Raw genomic sequence first — 16,279 nt, forward strand, 5'->3', positions numbered from 1 at the left:
AAATGACTGATAGTACGTAGTAGCAAAGAACCCACCACGCCTGATTACAGCTCAAAGCTTGCTAATGAACAGCCCTAACGAAGTATCGAAACATTAGGCCCGGTTCTCTTGCTCGATTTCGACGGGCTCGGCGTTTACTTCAATCACTTCTTCCGCCTCTGGATCGTCGACTTCTGGTTCTTCCTCGGCTTCCGATTGATCCTCAAGCGCTCCGACGATCAGCGGCAACATGTGCACACCTGTCGCACTGGCGATTTCAGGCGTCTGCGGTGTCTGCCAACTGAGTGTGTCGAAGCTGCCGCAGTTCTGGCAGACCGGGCCCCATTCGGGCTGAATATCGTGGCAATTGTCGCAGACCCATTGCGGCCCGCGCGGCGCGTTCAACGCCTTGGCCAGCCAACCCTGAACCACAGCGTCCGAGGCACCCTCTCCCCGTTCAATCGCAGCCATCAGCGTATAGGCTCTGGCATCCCCCTGCTTTTCAACCACATCACCCAGCGCGCGGCGCGCTTCGGGGAAGTCTTCGGCAACGATGTTGAGCTCGGCCAGGATCAGGCGGGTCTCCATGTTCTCCGGGTGAATCCGGGTCAGCGCCGTGAACCGCTTGACGCGTTGATCGGGCGTTTCATCCGGCGCAATCTCGGCAAAGGCATGGGCCAGATCGGGATGAGGCTGAACCTCCCATGCCTTTTTGATAATTTTGGTAGCCGCGCGCGGTTTGCCCTTTTTGATATATGCCCGCGCGGCCATAGCGGCTGCCGGGACCAGATCGGGCGACAGGCGGTTCGCCTCAATCGCGTGTTCTTGCTGTTCGACGGTCGCCGTAACATCCAACAGCACCTTGGCCTCGGATAGGGCCAAAACCGCGTCGCGCCGCTTGAACACATCGCGCGGCAGATACCCGGCCTTCAGCTTTGACGTCAGCGTGGACCGCGCCCCAGCCCAATCCTGCGCCTTGGTCTGCAAGTTCAGCAGCACATCCTGCGTCTCTTCGTGCCGGGGCTTCAAGGCCAGAGCCTTCTCGGCCAGCTTGCGTGCGGTTTCATCGTCACCTTCAGCCAGTTTCTGCTTCATGATCCCGCGCACGCCGACAAATCGCGTCGCATTGTTGGTGACCAGCTTCTTGTAGGTCTCTGACGCTTTCTTGGTATCGCCAGTCATCTCAGCGGCCTGCGCCACTAGAAGATTGGTCAATTCCGGCTTGTTCAGCAGCTTCTCGGCCTTGTTGGCCTTGGTCATCGCCACGCGCCCTTCACCAGAGGCCAGCGCCATCAACCCATCCGCCAGTGCCTTATATCCGCGCTTTTCCCGACTGCGGTCGAAATACCGCGACAGGGCGGTTTCATCACCGTTGAGGAATTTCAACGTCGCGATCAGCAGCGTCAGCAGTTTGAAGAACAACCAGACTGCAAACACCAGCACGCCCAGCGCGATCACCGATTGCAGCGGCCCAAGCGTGTATTCCGTGCCCGCGACGGTTATCTGCACGCCGCCTGATGATTCCATCAGGAACCCTGCACCCATGGCCAGCAGGCCGATAATCGCAACAAAAACAAGGATCTTTAACAATGACCACAGCATGGCAGGTCCTTCAGTTCGAGTTCAGGCTTGAAGCAAGCGTATTTGCAGCCTCGACGGCTGAGACCCGCGTCTGCGCCGCCTGCTCCCAATCCGCCAATGCAGTCTGCGCCGCTTCGGGCAGTGATTTCAATTCGGTCAGCGCCTTTGAGACATCACCATCCGCCAACGCCGCCTGAGCACGCGACAGGACTGCGTCCGGGTCGTCCCCCTCTTGCGGTGTCACCGACCGCGCGCCCGTCTGGCGCTGCAGGAAGGCAACCAAGCCGGTCCCCTTGTTGGCATCGCGTGCATCGGCGAGCGCAGTGCGCGCAGCAGGGGCAAACGTCGAGCGCAAGGCTGAGAGCGTCTCAACCCCGTCCGTCGCTGACGCAGCCAAAGCATCCGGCACGTCAACACCCCCGGCTTTCAACTCAGCAACCAGTTCTTCATAGGGCTGACCGGCATCCAATTGGCCATGCAGACGCGACAGGATTGCAGCGTTGGTCGCCGCGCGAGCCTCGGCTGAGGCCTTCGCCTCAAGCGCCTGCGCGTCCGAGACCATCTTTTCCACTTCGCTTCGCTGCGAGGCCAGGGAATCCTGCAGTTTCTTCAACTCTGCCTCGAACGCGGCGGTCGCCTCGGGCGAGACATTTGCCTCAAGCGGTTGTTTCTCAAGCGCGGTCAGGCGTTGCTCCAACGGATCGACCTTACCGGTCAGACCTTCGACACTTGTCTTCACGGCACCCAGATCGCTTTCGACCGGCGTTAGCTTGTCAGACAAAGCCCTGATCTGATCCGACAGGCCCGAGACATCCGGCCCGTCAGCCAGAGATTTGGTCAGTTGGGCAATCTGATCGGATTGTTCCGCTAGCTTCGACTCGAGCGCGGAAATCGCGTCCGAGCTATCTGTCCCACTGGATAAAAAACCGCCACTGCCCACGGCAAACCCGATTCCGGCCGCAACAACGCCGCCCAGCAGCGCCGGAACAAACCCGCCGCGCTTTTCGACGGTGCGTTCGACTACTTTCTCTTCTGCAGGTGCTCCCTCTTCGACAGGCTCAGAAGCGGCTTCGGCTTCGGCTTCGGCTTCGGCTTCGGCTTCGGCTTCGGCTTCGGCTTCGGCTTCGGCTTCGGCTTCGGCTTCGGCTTCGGCTTCGGAAGTCAGCTCGTCCGCAGCATCCTCCGCGTCAACGGAATTCTCATCCGAGACTGCTTCACTTTTGGTTTCGGTGGCCTCTGCCACCTCTTCTACGTTGGGGTCTTCGACCGGCTCCTGATCGGGTTTCTTCTTATCAGCCACCGCGTTAATCCCCTTATCGATTCCCAAAACACATGAACAACAGACTTGCCCAAGTTAATCCGCACCCGGCGCGCTCTCAACCCGCATCACGTGATTCAAGAGTTTTTTCACGGCTTTCTGCATTTTATCCGGTGTCGGTTCATCCGCGATCTTCAGCCGTTCAAAACGCAGTGTTTTAAGGGGTTCCGCGGCGGCCTCGCTGATTGCGGCCAGCCACAAAGGCGCAGATCCGGCCCAAACGTCGGCAAAATGTCGCGCTGTGCGGGGCGAAAATAGCGGGGCGATGATGGGTTGGTTGTCCTCGGCGGCCTGTGACGCCTCATCGCTCAGCGGCAAAAGCTGCTGCCGATAGATCGGTTGTTCTCGGGTGGTCAGGCCGGATTCCGTCAGACGTTCGGCCACGTTGCCACGGCTGTGTTCTCCGCGCAGATGAAGCAGCGGGATGCGTGGCTTGAATTTCAGCAGATTGGCCACCAGTTCTTGTGCAGTCGCACCCCTCATCTGCGCGTCCCATCCCGCGTTCTGCGCGGCCTGCGTGGTCGCCGGTCCGACGCAATAGGCGGGCAGGCTGCGATCCACATTTAATAGGGCAGCGGCGTTCACACCATTTGCCGAGGAAAAGACCAGCCCAGCAGAATCACCGAACTCAACCGCGACCTCCAACGGTTCGATCCTTAACAAGGGTGAATGGATAACTGCGACTTGCGACCAAATGTGGTCCGGCAGTTGCGCAACGAACCTGTCCGAGGCGGCGCGAGGGCGGGTCATCAACAAATACAACGGTCGGCGCCTTCGGCCTTGGGATTGTTTGCATCCGCGCGGGGTGATACCCCGCTTGGCAATCATGATGCAACGGATCAGGCCTATGGTGCAAACACTTACCGTCCTCGGACTGGAAAGCAGCTGCGACGATACCGCTGCCGCCGTGGTGCGGCAGTGCACAGGCGCACGGGCCGAGATCTTGTCATCCGTGGTACATGGTCAGACTGAATTGCACAGCGCCTATGGTGGTGTTGTGCCCGAGATCGCAGCGCGTGCGCATGCCGAGAAGCTGGATATTTGCATCAAACAGGCTCTAACACAGGCCGAAATTGGCTTGCGTGATCTGGATGCAATCGCCGTGACAGCCGGGCCGGGCCTGATCGGCGGCGTGATGTCCGGCGTGATGTGTGCAAAGGGTCTGAGTGCGGCGACCGGGTTGCCGCTGATCGGGGTGAACCATCTGGCCGGACACGCGCTGACGCCACGCCTGACCGACGGAATTGCCTTTCCCTACCTGATGCTGCTGGTCTCAGGCGGCCACTGCCAATACCTGATCGCGCATGGACCGGAGCAATTTACCCGTCTCGGCGGCACAATCGATGATGCCCCCGGAGAAGCCTTTGACAAGACCGCCCGTCTGCTGGGTCTGCCGCAGCCCGGCGGCCCCTCGGTCGAGGCCGAGGCCCGTGTGGGCGATCCCAAACATTTCCGCTTTCCCCGGCCCCTTCTGGATCGTCCAGGATGTGACTTATCCTTCTCGGGGCTCAAGACCGCGCTGATGCGGATGCGGGATCAGATCGTAGCCGAGAAGGGGGGACTGACCCGGCAGGATCGCGCCGATCTATGTGCCGGATTTCAACAGGCAATCGTCGATACTCTGGCCGAGAAAACCCGCCGCGCGATTACACTGTATCTTGAGGCATCACCGGCTGAACCGGTTATCGCCGTTGCCGGTGGAGTTGCTGCAAATACCGCCATACGGGCAGCGTTAGAGACTGTTTCTGTGGAAATGGGTACCCGATTTACCGCCCCACCTTTGGCCTTATGTACCGACAATGCCGCCATGATTGCCTATGCGGGTATCGAGCGATTCCGTGCAGGTGCGCGGGATGGCTTGGACCTGACGGCACGACCCCGCTGGCCCTTGGATCAAACCAGCCCATCGATGCTAGGTGGCGGCAAGAAAGGAGCCAAGGCATGAGCGTTTCAGTTCTTGGATCAGGTGCCTTTGGAACCGCTTTGGCCATATCATTGGCGGGAAATGGCCCCGTTACGCTTTGGTCGCGGAATTCCGATCAGGCAAGGCAAATGCAGCAATCGCGCAAAAATGTCGATCGCCTGCCGGGCGTCACGCTGCTTGCCAACATCACGGTGACTGCCGAGATTGAACAGGCGATGCGGTCCGATGTCCTACTACTTGCCGTGCCAATGCAAAAACTGCGTAGTGCCCTGAACCTTCACGCAGCACGGCTGAGCGGGAAGGTTCTGGTTGCCTGTTGTAAGGGGATCGAACTGTCGACGGGTCTGGGTCCTGTCGCCGTCATCCGTCAAACCGTGCCGGACGCTCAACCGGCCCTGCTAACCGGTCCCAGCTTTGCCGAAGACATCGCGCGCGGTCTGCCCACGGCGCTAACGCTGGCTTGTGCTGATGCCGAACTGGGCGAGGCGCTTCAGCAAGAGCTGACAACCACCAACCTGCGTCTTTATCGAACCGCCGATACCATCGGGGCCGAGTTGGGTGGCGCGCTAAAGAATGTGATGGCTATCGGTTGCGGCGCGGCCATTGGTGCAGGCCTTGGCGACAGCGCCCGCGCTGCGTTGATCACGCGCGGATTTGCCGAGATGCAGCGCTTTGCCGCGCTGCGCGGCGCACAACCGGATACACTGATGGGGCTGTCAGGGCTGGGCGATCTGGTATTGACCTGCTCGTCCGAGTTATCGCGAAATTACCGTTTTGGCTTGTGTTTGGGTCTAAACAAGCCTTTTGACAGCACAACAACTGTCGAAGGCGTCGCCACCGCACAGGCCATGTCCGAGATCGCCGCCAGCGAAGGGCTGGACATGCCGATCAGCGCAACGGTGGCGAAACTCAGCAGCGGTGCATACAGTGTCACCGACGCGATTCAGGCCCTGCTGGGTCGCCCACTCAAGGAGGAATAATATGCTCATCGCCCTGATCGCCCGTGACAAAGCCGGAGCCCTGCAAACCCGGCTGGACAACCGCGCGGCACATTTGGCCTATATCGATGACACTGGTGTGGTGGCGCAGGCCGGGCCGTTGCTGGAAGGCGATGCGATGATCGGATCGCTGGTCATTCTGGATGTCGATGACCTGGCCGCAGCTGAGGCCTGGGCCGCAAATGATCCCTATGCGCTGGCCGGGCTGTTCGACTCGGTCGAGTTGATCCCGTGGAAAAAGGTGATCGGCTGATGGCGTATTGGCTGTTCAAATCCGAACCCTCGACCTGGAGCTGGGATCAGCAAGTCGCCAAAGGGGATGCAGGCGAGGAATGGGACGGGGTCCGCAATTATCAGGCCCGTAATTTCATGCGTCAGATGCAGATCGGTGATCGGGGGTTCTTCTACCACTCGCAGAAGGACAAGGCGATTGTTGGCATTGTCGAGGTCTGCGCCGAGGCCCATCCCGACAGCACCACCGATGATGAGCGCTGGGAATGCGTGGATATCAAGGCCATCCGGCCATTTGCCACCCCTGTCACGCTGGATCAGATCAAGACAGATGAACGTCTGGGTGAAATGGTTCTGGTCAAGAACTCGCGCCTGTCGGTGCAGCCGGTCAGCGATGCAGAATGGCAGGTGATCTGCAGACTAGGTCAGACCGAAGCAGATTGAACGAAAAGGGAAGGTCCTGACGGATGCAGAACCTTCCCTACCCCGCGTGCTCCCAAACTCACCACACGCATACGGAAATCTGTTGGTTCTGACCGTCCTGGTCATGATCTGACCTTAGCCGATTTCAGAATCGCGCTTCAAACGCCAAGTATTTAGATTTTCATTCAAATACAGAACACCCGCCGGTAGGACCGACGGGTGCCAAGCTGGTTTCAGGCTGAATCAGCTATAGACCGCTTCTTTGCCGAAATGCTTGGTCAGCATGTAATAGACCACGGCGCGGTATTTGTTGCGCTCGGACATGCCATAGGTTTCCATGGCCTTGTTGATCCCTTCCATCAGCTCGGGGCCATCCGACAGGCCCAGCTTTTTGATCAGGAAGTTGTTCTTGACCGTCTCAAGCTCACCTTCCTGGCTGGCTGCCACTGTCGACGCATCCGCGTCATAGATCGCCGGACCGCAACCGATGGTGACTTTGGTCAGCAGGTCCATATCGGGGTCCATCCCGCATTTGCCTTTCAGATCTTCAGCGTATTTGGCGATCAATTCGTCGCGTTTGCCCATGTCCCAGTCTCCTTAATCCATTGTCACGGAAGTTGTTACCGATGCGCAAGAGACTAGCCTTGTCAGCGAAATTCCCAAAAGGGAAAAATCACAAGGTTTCCCCCTCGGCTGAACTTTGCGGGATTCCGTGATTTGATTTTTCCAGATTTATTATTTAACATTTTTGTTAATTATGATTCCCGGAGGTCCTCTTGCCCGTTTCCCTGCCTAACGAAACCACCGAATACCGATCCGCACGTAACGCGCTCCTTTCTGCCGAACGAGACCTGAGAGCCAAGGTTGAAGAGGTTGCGGCCTTGCGCCGTTCTCTTCCAACCGGGGGCAAAATCCCTGACGATTATGCGTTCCAAGATCTGGCCGGCGAGGATGCGCCGTTGTCTTCGCTGTTTGGTGATAAGGACACGCTGATCATTTATTCGCTGATGTACGGACCTACTGCGGAACGCCCCTGCCCTATGTGTTCGGCGTTTCTGGATGGACTGAACTCTCAGATCCACCATCTGATACAGAAAGCCTCGGTTGCCGTGGTGGCGCAGAACACGCCTGAAAAACTCTCGGCGCTCAAGGATGAGATGAGTTGGAACGCGCTGCCGCTCTATTCTGCACTGGGGACGAATTACCAGAGCGACTATCTGGCCCAGACCGAAGGGGGCGATCAGCTTCCTATCCTGAATGTCTTTCAGCGCCTCCCGGATGGCGTTCATCACTTCTGGAGTTCCGAGCTGTTCTTTGAACCCAGCGACTGGCATCCCCGGCACGTGGATGCGGCGTGGCCATTGTGGAATGTGCTGGATTTCACACCGCAGGGCCGCGGGGATTTCATTCCTTCATTGCGCTGAGATACTATCGGCAGTAGCCCCAGCCAGGCCCCTGCAGGTGAAAGTGATCGGCATGTAAGCGGTTGTAGTCAGGGCCAAGTACTACGCGGAACCAGTCACAGGCTCCGCGCCCGATCCGACGCAGGAAATCGGCCTCAGGGCCGTCGGTGCCCCAGTCAGACAGCAGGTTCAAGCTGCGCCCGTCCGAGAGGTCCAGCCCGACGATATCGATCGCGTCCGCAGTGGCGTGGCTGCTCCAACCATTGTCTTGTCCTTGCGCGGTGCGCATCCGGCGACAATTATAGCTGCCAATCTGGCGCAATCGGCTGACTGCGGTACCTAACACCTTCTCTGCGGCAGGCTGCACCACATGATGTTCCCACATGGCAAGCCGTAAGGTGGTGGCGCACCGGGTCTCAATCGCCGCGATCCGTGCTTTCACCAAGTTGGTCAATCGGCCCCGCCCCGCAATCCCGCAGTTCTCGTCCACGACCAGATCTTCCATCGGTTCAAACTGTACCCCAGCCTCAGCCAGAGCGGCGCGGCACATGACGTCATCCGCCAGCGCTCGGTTCAGTTGATAGGTTGTGACCGGAGTCACCGGCGCAGTCACGGTCAGCTCACGCAGCGGGTTCCAGTACGGGGGCACCGGAGTGTTGGGATGGGCAAGCAGCCACCAAACGCCGCCGCCCAACACGATCAACAGCGTTAAGAGGCCAAAAAGAAAAGACGCCGCCGAAAGCAGGAATCGGCGGCGTCTGGAAGGCTTGGTCATGCGTCTTTCGCACTTAGTAGCGGTAGTGTTCCGGCTTGTAGGGGCCTTCGGGTTTCACCCCGATATAGGCCGCCTGATCGCTATCCATCTGGGTCAGCTTCACGCCGATGCGGTCCAGATGCAGACGAGCGACTTTTTCATCCAGATGCTTGGGCAGGATGTAGACTTCGTTCTTGTATTCATCGCCTTTGGTGAACAGCTCAATCTGCGCCAGAACCTGGTTGGTGAATGAGGCCGACATCACGAACGAGGGGTGCCCTGTGGCGTTGCCGAGGTTCAGCAGGCGGCCTTCGGACAACAGGATGATGCGGTTGCCCGAAGGCATCTCGATCATATCAACCTGTTCCTTGATGTTGGTCCATTTGTGGTTCTTCAGGCTGGCGACCTGAATTTCGTTATCGAAGTGACCGATGTTGCCAACGATCGCCATGTCCTTCATCGCGCGCATATGCTCGATGCGGATCACGTCTTTGTTGCCGGTGGTGGTGATGAAGATATCCGCGTTTGCGACTTCGTCTTCCAGCAGGGTGACTTCGAACCCGTCCATTGCAGCCTGCAGGGCGCAGATCGGGTCAACTTCGGTGACTTTCACGCGCGCACCAGCGCCGCGAAGCGAGGCAGCCGAGCCTTTGCCCACGTCGCCATACCCGCAGACTACAGCAACCTTACCGGCCATCATGGTGTCGGTGGCGCGGCGGATGCCGTCTACCAGCGATTCCTTGCAGCCGTATTTATTGTCAAACTTTGACTTGGTGACCGAGTCATTCACGTTGATCGCCGGGAACGGCAGGTGGCCGTCTTTCACCAGCTGATACAGGCGGTTCACGCCGGTGGTGGTCTCTTCGGACACGCCTTGGATCTGGTCGCGCATCTTGGTGAACCAACCGGGGCTGGCGGCCATACGCTTGGCGATCTGCTTCTTGATCACTTCTTCCTCTTCCGAACCCGGAACCGGAATGATGTCCTCACCCGCTTCGGCACGTGCGCCCAGCAGAATGTACAGCGTCGCATCGCCACCATCGTCGAGGATCATGTTCGGGCCGTCTTCGAACAGGAAGGATTTGTCCAGGTAATCCCAATGCTCTTCCAACGTCTGGCCTTTGATCGCGAAGACCGGGATGCCGGCCTCGGCAATTGCAGCGGCCGCGTGATCCTGCGTTGAGAAAATATTGCACGATGCCCAGCGCACATCCGCGCCAAGTGCGGCCAGTGTTTCGATCAGAACTGCAGTCTGGATGGTCATGTGCAGCGAACCCACGATCCGGGCGCCGCTCAGCGGTTTGCTCTCACCATATTCGGCGCGCAGGGCCATCAGGCCTGGCATCTCCGTTTCGGCGATATCCAGCTCTTTGCGGCCAAACCCAGCCAGCGAAATGTCTTTGACGATATAGTCCCCGGCCATCAGGTGCTCCACTCCGGTAAATCTTGATCCGGGCTGCCCTAGCATTCATTGGGGCAGGTGGCAACGCAGGAGGCCGGGGTTAATTCCTGACACTGAAAATATCAGCTTGGCGTACCCTCAACTTTGATCTTTGGGATCGCTTCAAAAAAATCCGTGCCAACGGCGACAATGCAACTGATGCCGTTTGCTTGGGTCACCAGGACGGTATAGCTTCCTGTTTCCTTCGAGGTCCAAACCTCCATGACCGACTGTGTGCCACGAGACTTCTGAAGACCACCAAAGGCTAATTCCTCGGCATAACTGTCTTGCAGTTTGGTAATAACGTGCTCGCGTTCTGCACAATTCTGTGCAAATGCAGGCGGTGCAGTTGCAGCCATTCCAAAGGCGAGGGCGGTAGCAAATAAACGCTTGAACATAACAAGCTCCTTTCGATACGAGTTTCGCTTCGAGAGGGGCGCAACTGGGAGGAGTCTGCACCCCCCTCAGTCCTTAATGTCGGGATCGTATCGCACCGGTTCAAAGCACGAATGCTCAAGAAACTGTTGGCAGCATGTGATCCAGACAGGTACATCATAACATAAGAACACGGATAAAACGTGTCCTAGTTCACAAGGCATGGCAAAATGGCAACACAACCCAGAGCGTGGCAAAGAATGCTGTCGGGACGGCGTCTGGATTTGCTGGACCCGACACCGGTGGATATCGAAATCGAAGATATCGCCCACGGGCTCGCCTTTGTAGCACGCTGGAATGGTCAGACCAACGGGGATTTCGCCTATTCCGTGGCCGAACATTCCTTGCTGGTGGAACAGCTTTTTGGCCGCATCGCACCAAATGCACCAACAAAATGGCGATTAGCGGCACTGTTACACGACGCGCCCGAATATGTGATCGGAGACATGATTTCCCCGGTCAAATCTGCGGTTGGCCCGGATTATGGCGCGCTGGACGACCGGTTGGCAGCTGCAATTCATATCCGTTTTGGCCTGCCCGCTGCGGTGCCGCAAATGGTTAAGCGCCAGATCAAAAAAGCCGACAAGATCAGCGCCTGGATGGAAGCGACACAAATCGCGGGCTTTTCAGATACTGAGGCGACAAAATTCTTCGGCCGCCCCGACAAGCCAATTCTGGAGGGGCTGCAGATCAAGCTGCGCCCTCCCATCGAGGTACGAGAAGCATATACCGCACGGCATCAGGAGTTGCTGGACAGCCTCTAAGTCACCGATAGATCGGAGTTGCGGCCTGTGCTAATTTGCCATCAAAACAAGACTATAGCCGGGCACAGGTTCTAATGAGCGATGCAGACAGTCAGGTATCGGTACCGAGGGCGCGATTGGATTACGCCAACGCCTGCTTACGTGAGGCCTACAACCTCACAGGCCGCGGTCGGGTGCGCAATCTGATCCGAAAATCACTACTGCCGCAGATGGTCACCTACCGAAACTTGAACATCCATCTGCATCCCTATGACAATTTCAGTGAATTTGTACTCTGGCGAAAAGGGCGATCTCCGGAAGAGCTTGAGTTGAATTGGCTGAGAGAGACTTTTGAGGGGAAAACACTCAAGGTCTTGGATATTGGCGCTAATTTTGGTCTTTACTCGTTGTTCTTTGCGTCAATCCTCGGCCCAGACTCCCAAATTTCTGCGTTCGAGCCAAACCCGGTGCTGGCGGATCGCTTGTCTAGAAACTGTGCGTTGAACGGTTTCGGCAACGTCGATCTGAACACGTTCGCCATCTCGGACGAATCTGTCGACGCTGCGCTTTCGATAGAGCTTCGCGGCGATACGGCCACCAATCTGGGTGAAGGGCGATTGACGAATGACATGGCATGCGTGGACAATTCAAAATACCAACTCATTCAAGTGCAAACCCGAACACTGTTAGAGCTAAAACATCTATACGGAGCGGACTTCATCAAGCTGGATGTTGAAGGGCACGAGCCGCGCATCCTCACGCCCTTCCTTGCGGCTGCCGACGACGACGCGCTCCCGTGCTATTTACAACTGGAAACTGTCAATCTCGGTACAGGTGCGAAAAGCCTGTTTGCTGCTCTGGCAGCTCGTGGATATGAAAATTCCTTTCAAACCCAGCGCAATATCATCTTCAGAAGGTAAGCTGTGCATCAAGGATCACCGACCATAAACAAGCCTAGGGTCGAACCGGCATGAATGTTGGGTTGTTTTCCTGTGCAAAGAATGAAGGGCCCTTTATTCTTGAGTGGGTCGCTTATCATCTGCTGGTCGGGTTCGATCCGATCCTGATCTACAGCAATGATTCAACCGACGGTACGACCGAACTGCTTGATGTGCTTGATAAAAACGGGGTTATTTCTCATGTTTTACAAGATCTGAAACCGAGCGATATCCCCCAACATGAGGCCGCTGAAAAAGCCTATTTGCATCCATCGCTCATTTATGCCGATTGGTTGATGTGGCTCGATAGTGACGAATTCCTCTACTGTTCAGGTCCTAACAATCAAGTCTCAGATCTGATCAATCGCTGTCATGGAAAAGCGGAAGGTATCGCGGTGAACTGGCTGATCTTCGGAGACGGGCATCATGCGACCTGGGAGCCCGGACTGATCACCCAGCGCTTTCTGAGGCGCGCCGAGAATGACCATCGCCTGCATCAACGCTATAAGACGCTGTTTCAGACCTCCGAAAAGATACGCGGGTTCGGTATTCATCGACCCCATTTATTTAAAGGGTTTCAGCAAGACAGGGGGCAATTCGTCAATGCATCCGGGCATCCCATGCATGACGATATTTATCGCTCTGGCGTGCGTCGGCGACACGCGTTCGGAGCGGCACCCGAACATCTTGTCTCGCACGATTGGGCGGCCGTTTTTCACTACCCGGTGAAAACACGCGACAGTTTCGAGCTAAAGCGCCTACGGGGTCAGGGCACTAAACCAATTGATGCACCTGACCGGCACAGCCGGTTTCGCGAACAGTATTGGAAGAAATACAATCAAAACAGTATCGTGGATGACAGAATGCTGGCGATGGGTGACAGGCTGCAAGCGAAAATGGACGCGTTGCTGGCAATTCCCAATGTCTCCCACGCTCACTCACATTGCCTCAAGGTTTATGCGCAGCGTATTCCGGAGCGATCACAACATCCCACACTTTGATTTTTAAAGCGGCGTAAAGATCGGAAATTTCCAACATAGCCTGAGTGATCGGGTAACTTACTCGAATAAATCAGTTCTCGAATTGAGGCACCGAAGACTACAAGGTCTCCGAATTTGAAACCATAGATCTCGGTGGGCGATCCAGTAATGCGCCGGTTGGGGATTTGGGGCCGGTTTTGACCGCTGGCTCAATTACGCAAAGATCATTCCGAAGGCATTGGTAATTATCGTTACAGATCTAGAATCGCTCTATTGCCCGCCGGATGACATCACCTTCGGCGGACAAACATACACCCTTTACCAAAGTCTGCAGCCTCGATCGACCACTTAGCCTAAGTCGAAGATATCTGTTGGCAAAATGGCTGCAGGAATCTCAATATCAGCCATTGCTTCCTCAGGAAGAGTAAGATTCGGCAAATCCGGCGCTTCAATGGGGAACACATGCTCAGGAAGCTCGGGCATACCGGCATCTTCAGGTGGTCCCACTTCGGGAAAATCGATGCCTAATTCGAAGAGCTTCTCGATTGCTTTCTGCGAAGGGTTTGGTCTCATGTCCGGTTTCATATCGCTTGGTCCTCTGAACGGTTTGCCTGACCTGCCTCTTACTTGACGGCATTGTTGCAACTACAACACCGCGATGATGTCACAGAGAATCTAAACACGATTTGAACACATTGTTCACATTGCGTTAATTTTGTTTACAGAATATCAACAGTTCAACTCAGTTGGTATATGATACCAATCTTCTGGAAAAATTTTTTACAAACTTGAAATTGTCATCGAGGATCGCGCTTCACCAATATCCACTGCAACGTACGGAAGTGCATTTTCAGGCACAGGGCTGTTTCAGTGACATTCCGATCGCGCAGCTCATAAACCCGTAAAATAGGCTCATAGCGGACGCGGTCTGCGTCCTTGGGTTATTCAGGCAGCAGAAGGGCGTACAACACTATGGTAAATTGAGAAAATTAGTTGATTGCCGCGATTTTTTGATGATTGGACATCGGATCAAGCCAAAGCGCTCAGGATATCTCTAATTCACACTTAGTTAGTCAAATCCTACATCGATATCATATCTTCAAACGGTGCCCATTCAAATCCGTTGTCAACATGCTTCATGTATGTCATACGCAGAACTACTTTAGAGGTTTTTTATGGAACGCAGTCAGGTGGCGTCGCTATGGATTGGCAAACGCCTGAGCTTTTTAGACCTTCTTTGCCTCAAATCATTTGATGATATTAGTCAACGGGTCACATTATTTTCGTATAGCCCAATCGAAAATTTACCTTCGTATGTCACGCAAGCCGACGCCCGAAGCGTATACGATCCAGAGCGAATTCTGCTTCAAAGAGTTGGAAACGGTTTTGTCCGGCGAAGTCCAGCACTACATTCCGACATTTTTCGACTACATCTTCTCGAGAAAACCAACTTTATTTGGGCAGATACAGACGCTTACGCGCTAAAACCCCTAATAACCACGAATGGCTATCTGTTTGGAAGGGTAGGCTCAAACATTCTAAATGGCGTGCTTGCGCTGCCAAAAGACAGTAATACCCTCAAAAAGATGCTGGAATTCTCAGCAAACGATAATGAATTCCCTCCTTGGTGGGACCAGCCGACTCGTCGGAGACACCTGGAGAAGAATCTTCCTATTCAGCCTGAGTTTTTCCCTTGGGGAACATATGGTCCTCGGGCCTTGCAGTACTTTTTGGGGGAAACTGGTGAAGCAATACATGCTTCCAGAAGCGACGTATTATATCCCGTTAAAGCGCGTCACAGAGACATCTTATTGACCCGATCAGAAATCGAGATTCCTAAAAGGGCTCTTTCGATTCATCTATACTCTACCAATCTAAGAGCGGTGATCAGGCGCAATTTTGGTGGGAAAATACCCGAAGGGTGCTTTCTGCATCGATTGTGCGAGAAGCATGGTATCGATCCACATGAGGCCCCACTTTGAGCAATTAACAGCACCGAGGAGTGCAACTGGTTATTTTACTGCGGGTTTCGCTTTGCCAATATCCGTCGAAACACACGGCGGTAGGTTTTTAGCCAACGTGCAGTCTCCAAACTTTGGTACAACGCCTCCAGTCAAACTCTTGCATTGTCTCCAGATAAGTCTTGATTCCAAAAAAACGGTTCATGGATTTTCGTAGAAGCTTCGAGTTCGTTAAATATCACTTTTTACAGCGAACTTGGATCAAACGGCCAATATCGCTCAGCGTCAGCTAAACCGTGTTTTTACGTTTTCGAACATCTCAAAATCCATCGAGAACGCGGATTCAAGGTTCATATGATCAGTTCTCGTCAAGCTCTGTATGGCGTCTTTGGAAGAAGAGTGTCCTAATGAGCTGCGGGTATCCTGCATCTCAGTTTGGTTTCCAAAAATCTCATAAGAGATATGCTCCACCGCCGTATTCAGATCGTCAACGCGACCAATAAAATCGAAATCGATGAAATCAAAACTGATTTCTTTGCGTTGCGGACGCCAGTGACGGTTCAAGTCACGTGCAGTTTCGTCATGCGCAATGATGTCGAGAAAGTCTGACAATCCGAGATCGCCATCTGGTTCTCTACCAACATGCCGCAGAAACTTCTCTTTTTGACCTGGGGTTTTTAACAGATACCCAAAAAAAGCACTGAGCGTGCGCGCAGTCGGGTGACGAACGACCGAGAAGCAAAACCGCGTTCTTTCTTCTAGCGCTTCAATTGCTGACGGGACATCCAACGCCTTCCTTCCAGTCTTGATCAGCGATTTCGGCGGGTTGTGTATGCTTTTCATATCAATCTGCATTGAACCACCGGCCTGCGCATTCAACCTGTGCAGCAAAGTGGCAATAACCGTTGAACAGGCGCATTTATGATTTTTCATATACAGAAATGTACGCACCGGCGGATCAAATGCTGGCATATGAACGATTTGCAAAAAATGCCTTTGATGGTGGTAGTTTTTGAGAATATCTGAGGCACTGGGCGCGTTCGATTCCATCAAGATACCCCTTTATCCCGAGTTTTCGACCTAGGTTCTGGACCCATTAATTTGGTTGCCGTCATCTCGGCTGCATGATTCAAGCCCCTGAGTTTCAGGGGTATAACATGAGTAATCTAT

The 16,279-nt window shown here is 55.1% G+C and carries 18 protein-coding genes and 1 pseudogene; 9 read left to right on the forward strand and 10 right to left on the reverse strand.

What is annotated here, in order from left to right; translation table 11 throughout:
• Positions 1 to 93: 93 nt before the first annotated feature.
• The 3 genes from ACR0MQ_RS08335 to ACR0MQ_RS08345 are packed head-to-tail and all read right to left on the reverse strand — an operon-like array spanning position 94 to position 3,628.
• A complete protein-coding gene (locus ACR0MQ_RS08335; RefSeq protein WP_170773485.1) occupies positions 94 to 1,581 on the reverse strand; it encodes a heme biosynthesis HemY N-terminal domain-containing protein in 1,488 nt (495 codons plus the stop codon).
• 10 nt (positions 1,582 to 1,591) lie between these two features.
• Positions 1,592 to 2,860 carry a COG4223 family protein gene (locus ACR0MQ_RS08340; RefSeq protein WP_480607286.1) on the reverse strand — a complete coding sequence of 423 codons (1,269 nt, stop codon included), beginning with the start codon at positions 2,858 to 2,860 and terminating at the stop codon, positions 1,592 to 1,594.
• A 54-nt stretch (positions 2,861 to 2,914) separates the two neighbouring features.
• Positions 2,915 to 3,628 (reverse strand): uroporphyrinogen-III synthase, encoded by a 714-nt coding sequence (locus ACR0MQ_RS08345; RefSeq protein ID WP_170773489.1) that lies wholly within the window; start codon positions 3,626 to 3,628, stop codon positions 2,915 to 2,917.
• A 97-nt stretch (positions 3,629 to 3,725) separates the two neighbouring features.
• On the opposite strand from ACR0MQ_RS08345, the gene tsaD reads away from it, so the two are divergent.
• Genes tsaD through ACR0MQ_RS08365 form a run of 4 tightly spaced genes read left to right on the forward strand, consistent with a single transcriptional unit; the run spans position 3,726 to position 6,475 of the window.
• Positions 3,726 to 4,823, forward strand: coding sequence for a tRNA (adenosine(37)-N6)-threonylcarbamoyltransferase complex transferase subunit TsaD (tsaD, locus tag ACR0MQ_RS08350; protein WP_480607289.1), 1,098 nt, complete (start codon positions 3,726 to 3,728; stop codon positions 4,821 to 4,823).
• A complete protein-coding gene (locus ACR0MQ_RS08355) occupies positions 4,820 to 5,782 on the forward strand; it encodes an NAD(P)H-dependent glycerol-3-phosphate dehydrogenase (protein ID WP_170773493.1) in 963 nt (320 codons plus the stop codon). The genes tsaD and ACR0MQ_RS08355 overlap by 4 nt, the downstream gene beginning before the upstream one ends.
• Position 5,783: 1 nt before the next feature.
• Positions 5,784 to 6,053 carry a YciI family protein gene (locus ACR0MQ_RS08360; RefSeq protein WP_010443021.1) on the forward strand — a complete coding sequence of 90 codons (270 nt, stop codon included), beginning with the start codon at positions 5,784 to 5,786 and terminating at the stop codon, positions 6,051 to 6,053.
• Entirely contained in the window at positions 6,053 to 6,475 is a 423-nt protein-coding gene (locus ACR0MQ_RS08365) for an EVE domain-containing protein (protein WP_170773501.1), read from the forward strand. Before ACR0MQ_RS08360 ends, ACR0MQ_RS08365 begins: the two co-directional genes overlap by 1 nt.
• A 222-nt stretch (positions 6,476 to 6,697) precedes the next feature.
• Here the strand turns inward: ACR0MQ_RS08365 and ACR0MQ_RS08370 are convergent, their stop codons facing one another.
• A complete protein-coding gene (locus ACR0MQ_RS08370) occupies positions 6,698 to 7,039 on the reverse strand; it encodes a DUF2853 family protein (RefSeq protein WP_170773504.1) in 342 nt (113 codons plus the stop codon).
• Positions 7,040 to 7,230: 191 nt separating this feature from the next.
• On the opposite strand from ACR0MQ_RS08370, the gene ACR0MQ_RS08375 reads away from it, so the two are divergent.
• Complete coding sequence (locus ACR0MQ_RS08375) at positions 7,231 to 7,878, forward strand: DUF899 family protein (RefSeq protein WP_170773506.1); 648 nt, start codon at positions 7,231 to 7,233, stop codon at positions 7,876 to 7,878.
• Between the two features lie 4 nt (positions 7,879 to 7,882).
• On the opposite strand, the gene ACR0MQ_RS08380 is transcribed toward ACR0MQ_RS08375, so the two are convergent.
• The 3 genes from ACR0MQ_RS08380 to ACR0MQ_RS08390 form a co-directional block, all read right to left on the reverse strand.
• Positions 7,883 to 8,632 (reverse strand): extensin family protein, encoded by a 750-nt coding sequence (locus tag ACR0MQ_RS08380; protein ID WP_170773508.1) that lies wholly within the window; start codon positions 8,630 to 8,632, stop codon positions 7,883 to 7,885.
• A 13-nt stretch (positions 8,633 to 8,645) separates the two neighbouring features.
• Positions 8,646 to 10,034: an adenosylhomocysteinase gene (gene ahcY, locus ACR0MQ_RS08385; protein WP_480607296.1), complete on the reverse strand. Its 1,389-nt coding sequence runs from the start codon at positions 10,032 to 10,034 to the stop codon at positions 8,646 to 8,648.
• A 101-nt stretch (positions 10,035 to 10,135) separates the two neighbouring features.
• Positions 10,136 to 10,450: a hypothetical protein gene (locus ACR0MQ_RS08390; protein ID WP_170471170.1), complete on the reverse strand. Its 315-nt coding sequence runs from the start codon at positions 10,448 to 10,450 to the stop codon at positions 10,136 to 10,138.
• A 207-nt stretch (positions 10,451 to 10,657) separates the two neighbouring features.
• Here ACR0MQ_RS08390 and ACR0MQ_RS08395 point away from each other — a divergent pair, with 207 nt between their 5' ends.
• The 3 genes from ACR0MQ_RS08395 to ACR0MQ_RS08405 all read left to right on the forward strand — a co-directional run bounded on the left by ACR0MQ_RS08395 (position 10,658) and on the right by ACR0MQ_RS08405 (position 13,169).
• On the forward strand, positions 10,658 to 11,251 hold the full coding sequence (locus tag ACR0MQ_RS08395) for an HD domain-containing protein (protein ID WP_170773512.1): 594 nt from the start codon (positions 10,658 to 10,660) through the stop codon (positions 11,249 to 11,251).
• A 116-nt stretch (positions 11,252 to 11,367) separates the two neighbouring features.
• On the forward strand, positions 11,368 to 12,150 hold the full coding sequence (locus ACR0MQ_RS08400) for an FkbM family methyltransferase (RefSeq protein ID WP_480607301.1): 783 nt from the start codon (positions 11,368 to 11,370) through the stop codon (positions 12,148 to 12,150).
• A 50-nt stretch (positions 12,151 to 12,200) separates the two neighbouring features.
• A complete protein-coding gene (locus ACR0MQ_RS08405; protein ID WP_170773515.1) occupies positions 12,201 to 13,169 on the forward strand; it encodes a glycosyltransferase family 2 protein in 969 nt (322 codons plus the stop codon).
• A gap of 327 nt (positions 13,170 to 13,496) precedes the next feature.
• On the opposite strand, the gene ACR0MQ_RS08410 is transcribed toward ACR0MQ_RS08405, so the two are convergent.
• A complete protein-coding gene (locus ACR0MQ_RS08410) occupies positions 13,497 to 13,733 on the reverse strand; it encodes a hypothetical protein (protein ID WP_170773517.1) in 237 nt (78 codons plus the stop codon).
• A gap of 212 nt (positions 13,734 to 13,945) precedes the next feature.
• Positions 13,946 to 14,089: pseudogene (locus ACR0MQ_RS08415) on the reverse strand (two-component system response regulator); the annotation flags it as partial.
• A gap of 234 nt (positions 14,090 to 14,323) precedes the next feature.
• Here ACR0MQ_RS08415 and ACR0MQ_RS08420 point away from each other — a divergent pair.
• Positions 14,324 to 15,130, forward strand: coding sequence for a hypothetical protein (locus tag ACR0MQ_RS08420; RefSeq protein ID WP_170773519.1), 807 nt, complete (start codon positions 14,324 to 14,326; stop codon positions 15,128 to 15,130).
• A 264-nt stretch (positions 15,131 to 15,394) separates the two neighbouring features.
• On the opposite strand, the gene ACR0MQ_RS08425 is transcribed toward ACR0MQ_RS08420, so the two are convergent.
• Positions 15,395 to 16,159 carry a sulfotransferase family 2 domain-containing protein gene (locus tag ACR0MQ_RS08425; RefSeq protein ID WP_480607305.1) on the reverse strand — a complete coding sequence of 255 codons (765 nt, stop codon included), beginning with the start codon at positions 16,157 to 16,159 and terminating at the stop codon, positions 15,395 to 15,397.
• Positions 16,160 to 16,279: the final 120 nt, after the last annotated feature.

The organism is Ruegeria sp. AN6 (assembly GCF_056540425.1).

Coding starts and splice junctions, on each gene's coding strand:
- ACR0MQ_RS08335 (WP_170773485.1), bottom strand. CDS start 1,581: ATGCTGTGGTCATTGTTAAAGATCCTTGTTTTTGTTGCGATTATCGGC.
- ACR0MQ_RS08345 (WP_170773489.1), bottom strand. CDS start 3,628: ATGACCCGCCCTCGCGCCGCCTCGGACAGGTTCGTTGCGCAACTGCCG.
- tsaD (WP_480607289.1), top strand. CDS start 3,726: ATGGTGCAAACACTTACCGTCCTCGGACTGGAAAGCAGCTGCGACGAT.
- ACR0MQ_RS08355 (WP_170773493.1), top strand. CDS start 4,820: ATGAGCGTTTCAGTTCTTGGATCAGGTGCCTTTGGAACCGCTTTGGCC.
- ACR0MQ_RS08360 (WP_010443021.1), top strand. CDS start 5,784: ATGCTCATCGCCCTGATCGCCCGTGACAAAGCCGGAGCCCTGCAAACC.
- ACR0MQ_RS08365 (WP_170773501.1), top strand. CDS start 6,053: ATGGCGTATTGGCTGTTCAAATCCGAACCCTCGACCTGGAGCTGGGAT.
- ACR0MQ_RS08370 (WP_170773504.1), bottom strand. CDS start 7,039: ATGGGCAAACGCGACGAATTGATCGCCAAATACGCTGAAGATCTGAAA.
- ACR0MQ_RS08380 (WP_170773508.1), bottom strand. CDS start 8,632: ATGACCAAGCCTTCCAGACGCCGCCGATTCCTGCTTTCGGCGGCGTCT.
- ahcY (WP_480607296.1), bottom strand. CDS start 10,034: ATGGCCGGGGACTATATCGTCAAAGACATTTCGCTGGCTGGGTTTGGC.
- ACR0MQ_RS08390 (WP_170471170.1), bottom strand. CDS start 10,450: ATGTTCAAGCGTTTATTTGCTACCGCCCTCGCCTTTGGAATGGCTGCA.
- ACR0MQ_RS08395 (WP_170773512.1), top strand. CDS start 10,658: ATGGCAACACAACCCAGAGCGTGGCAAAGAATGCTGTCGGGACGGCGT.
- ACR0MQ_RS08405 (WP_170773515.1), top strand. CDS start 12,201: ATGAATGTTGGGTTGTTTTCCTGTGCAAAGAATGAAGGGCCCTTTATT.
- ACR0MQ_RS08410 (WP_170773517.1), bottom strand. CDS start 13,733: ATGAAACCGGACATGAGACCAAACCCTTCGCAGAAAGCAATCGAGAAG.
- ACR0MQ_RS08420 (WP_170773519.1), top strand. CDS start 14,324: ATGGAACGCAGTCAGGTGGCGTCGCTATGGATTGGCAAACGCCTGAGC.
- ACR0MQ_RS08425 (WP_480607305.1), bottom strand. CDS start 16,159: ATGGAATCGAACGCGCCCAGTGCCTCAGATATTCTCAAAAACTACCAC.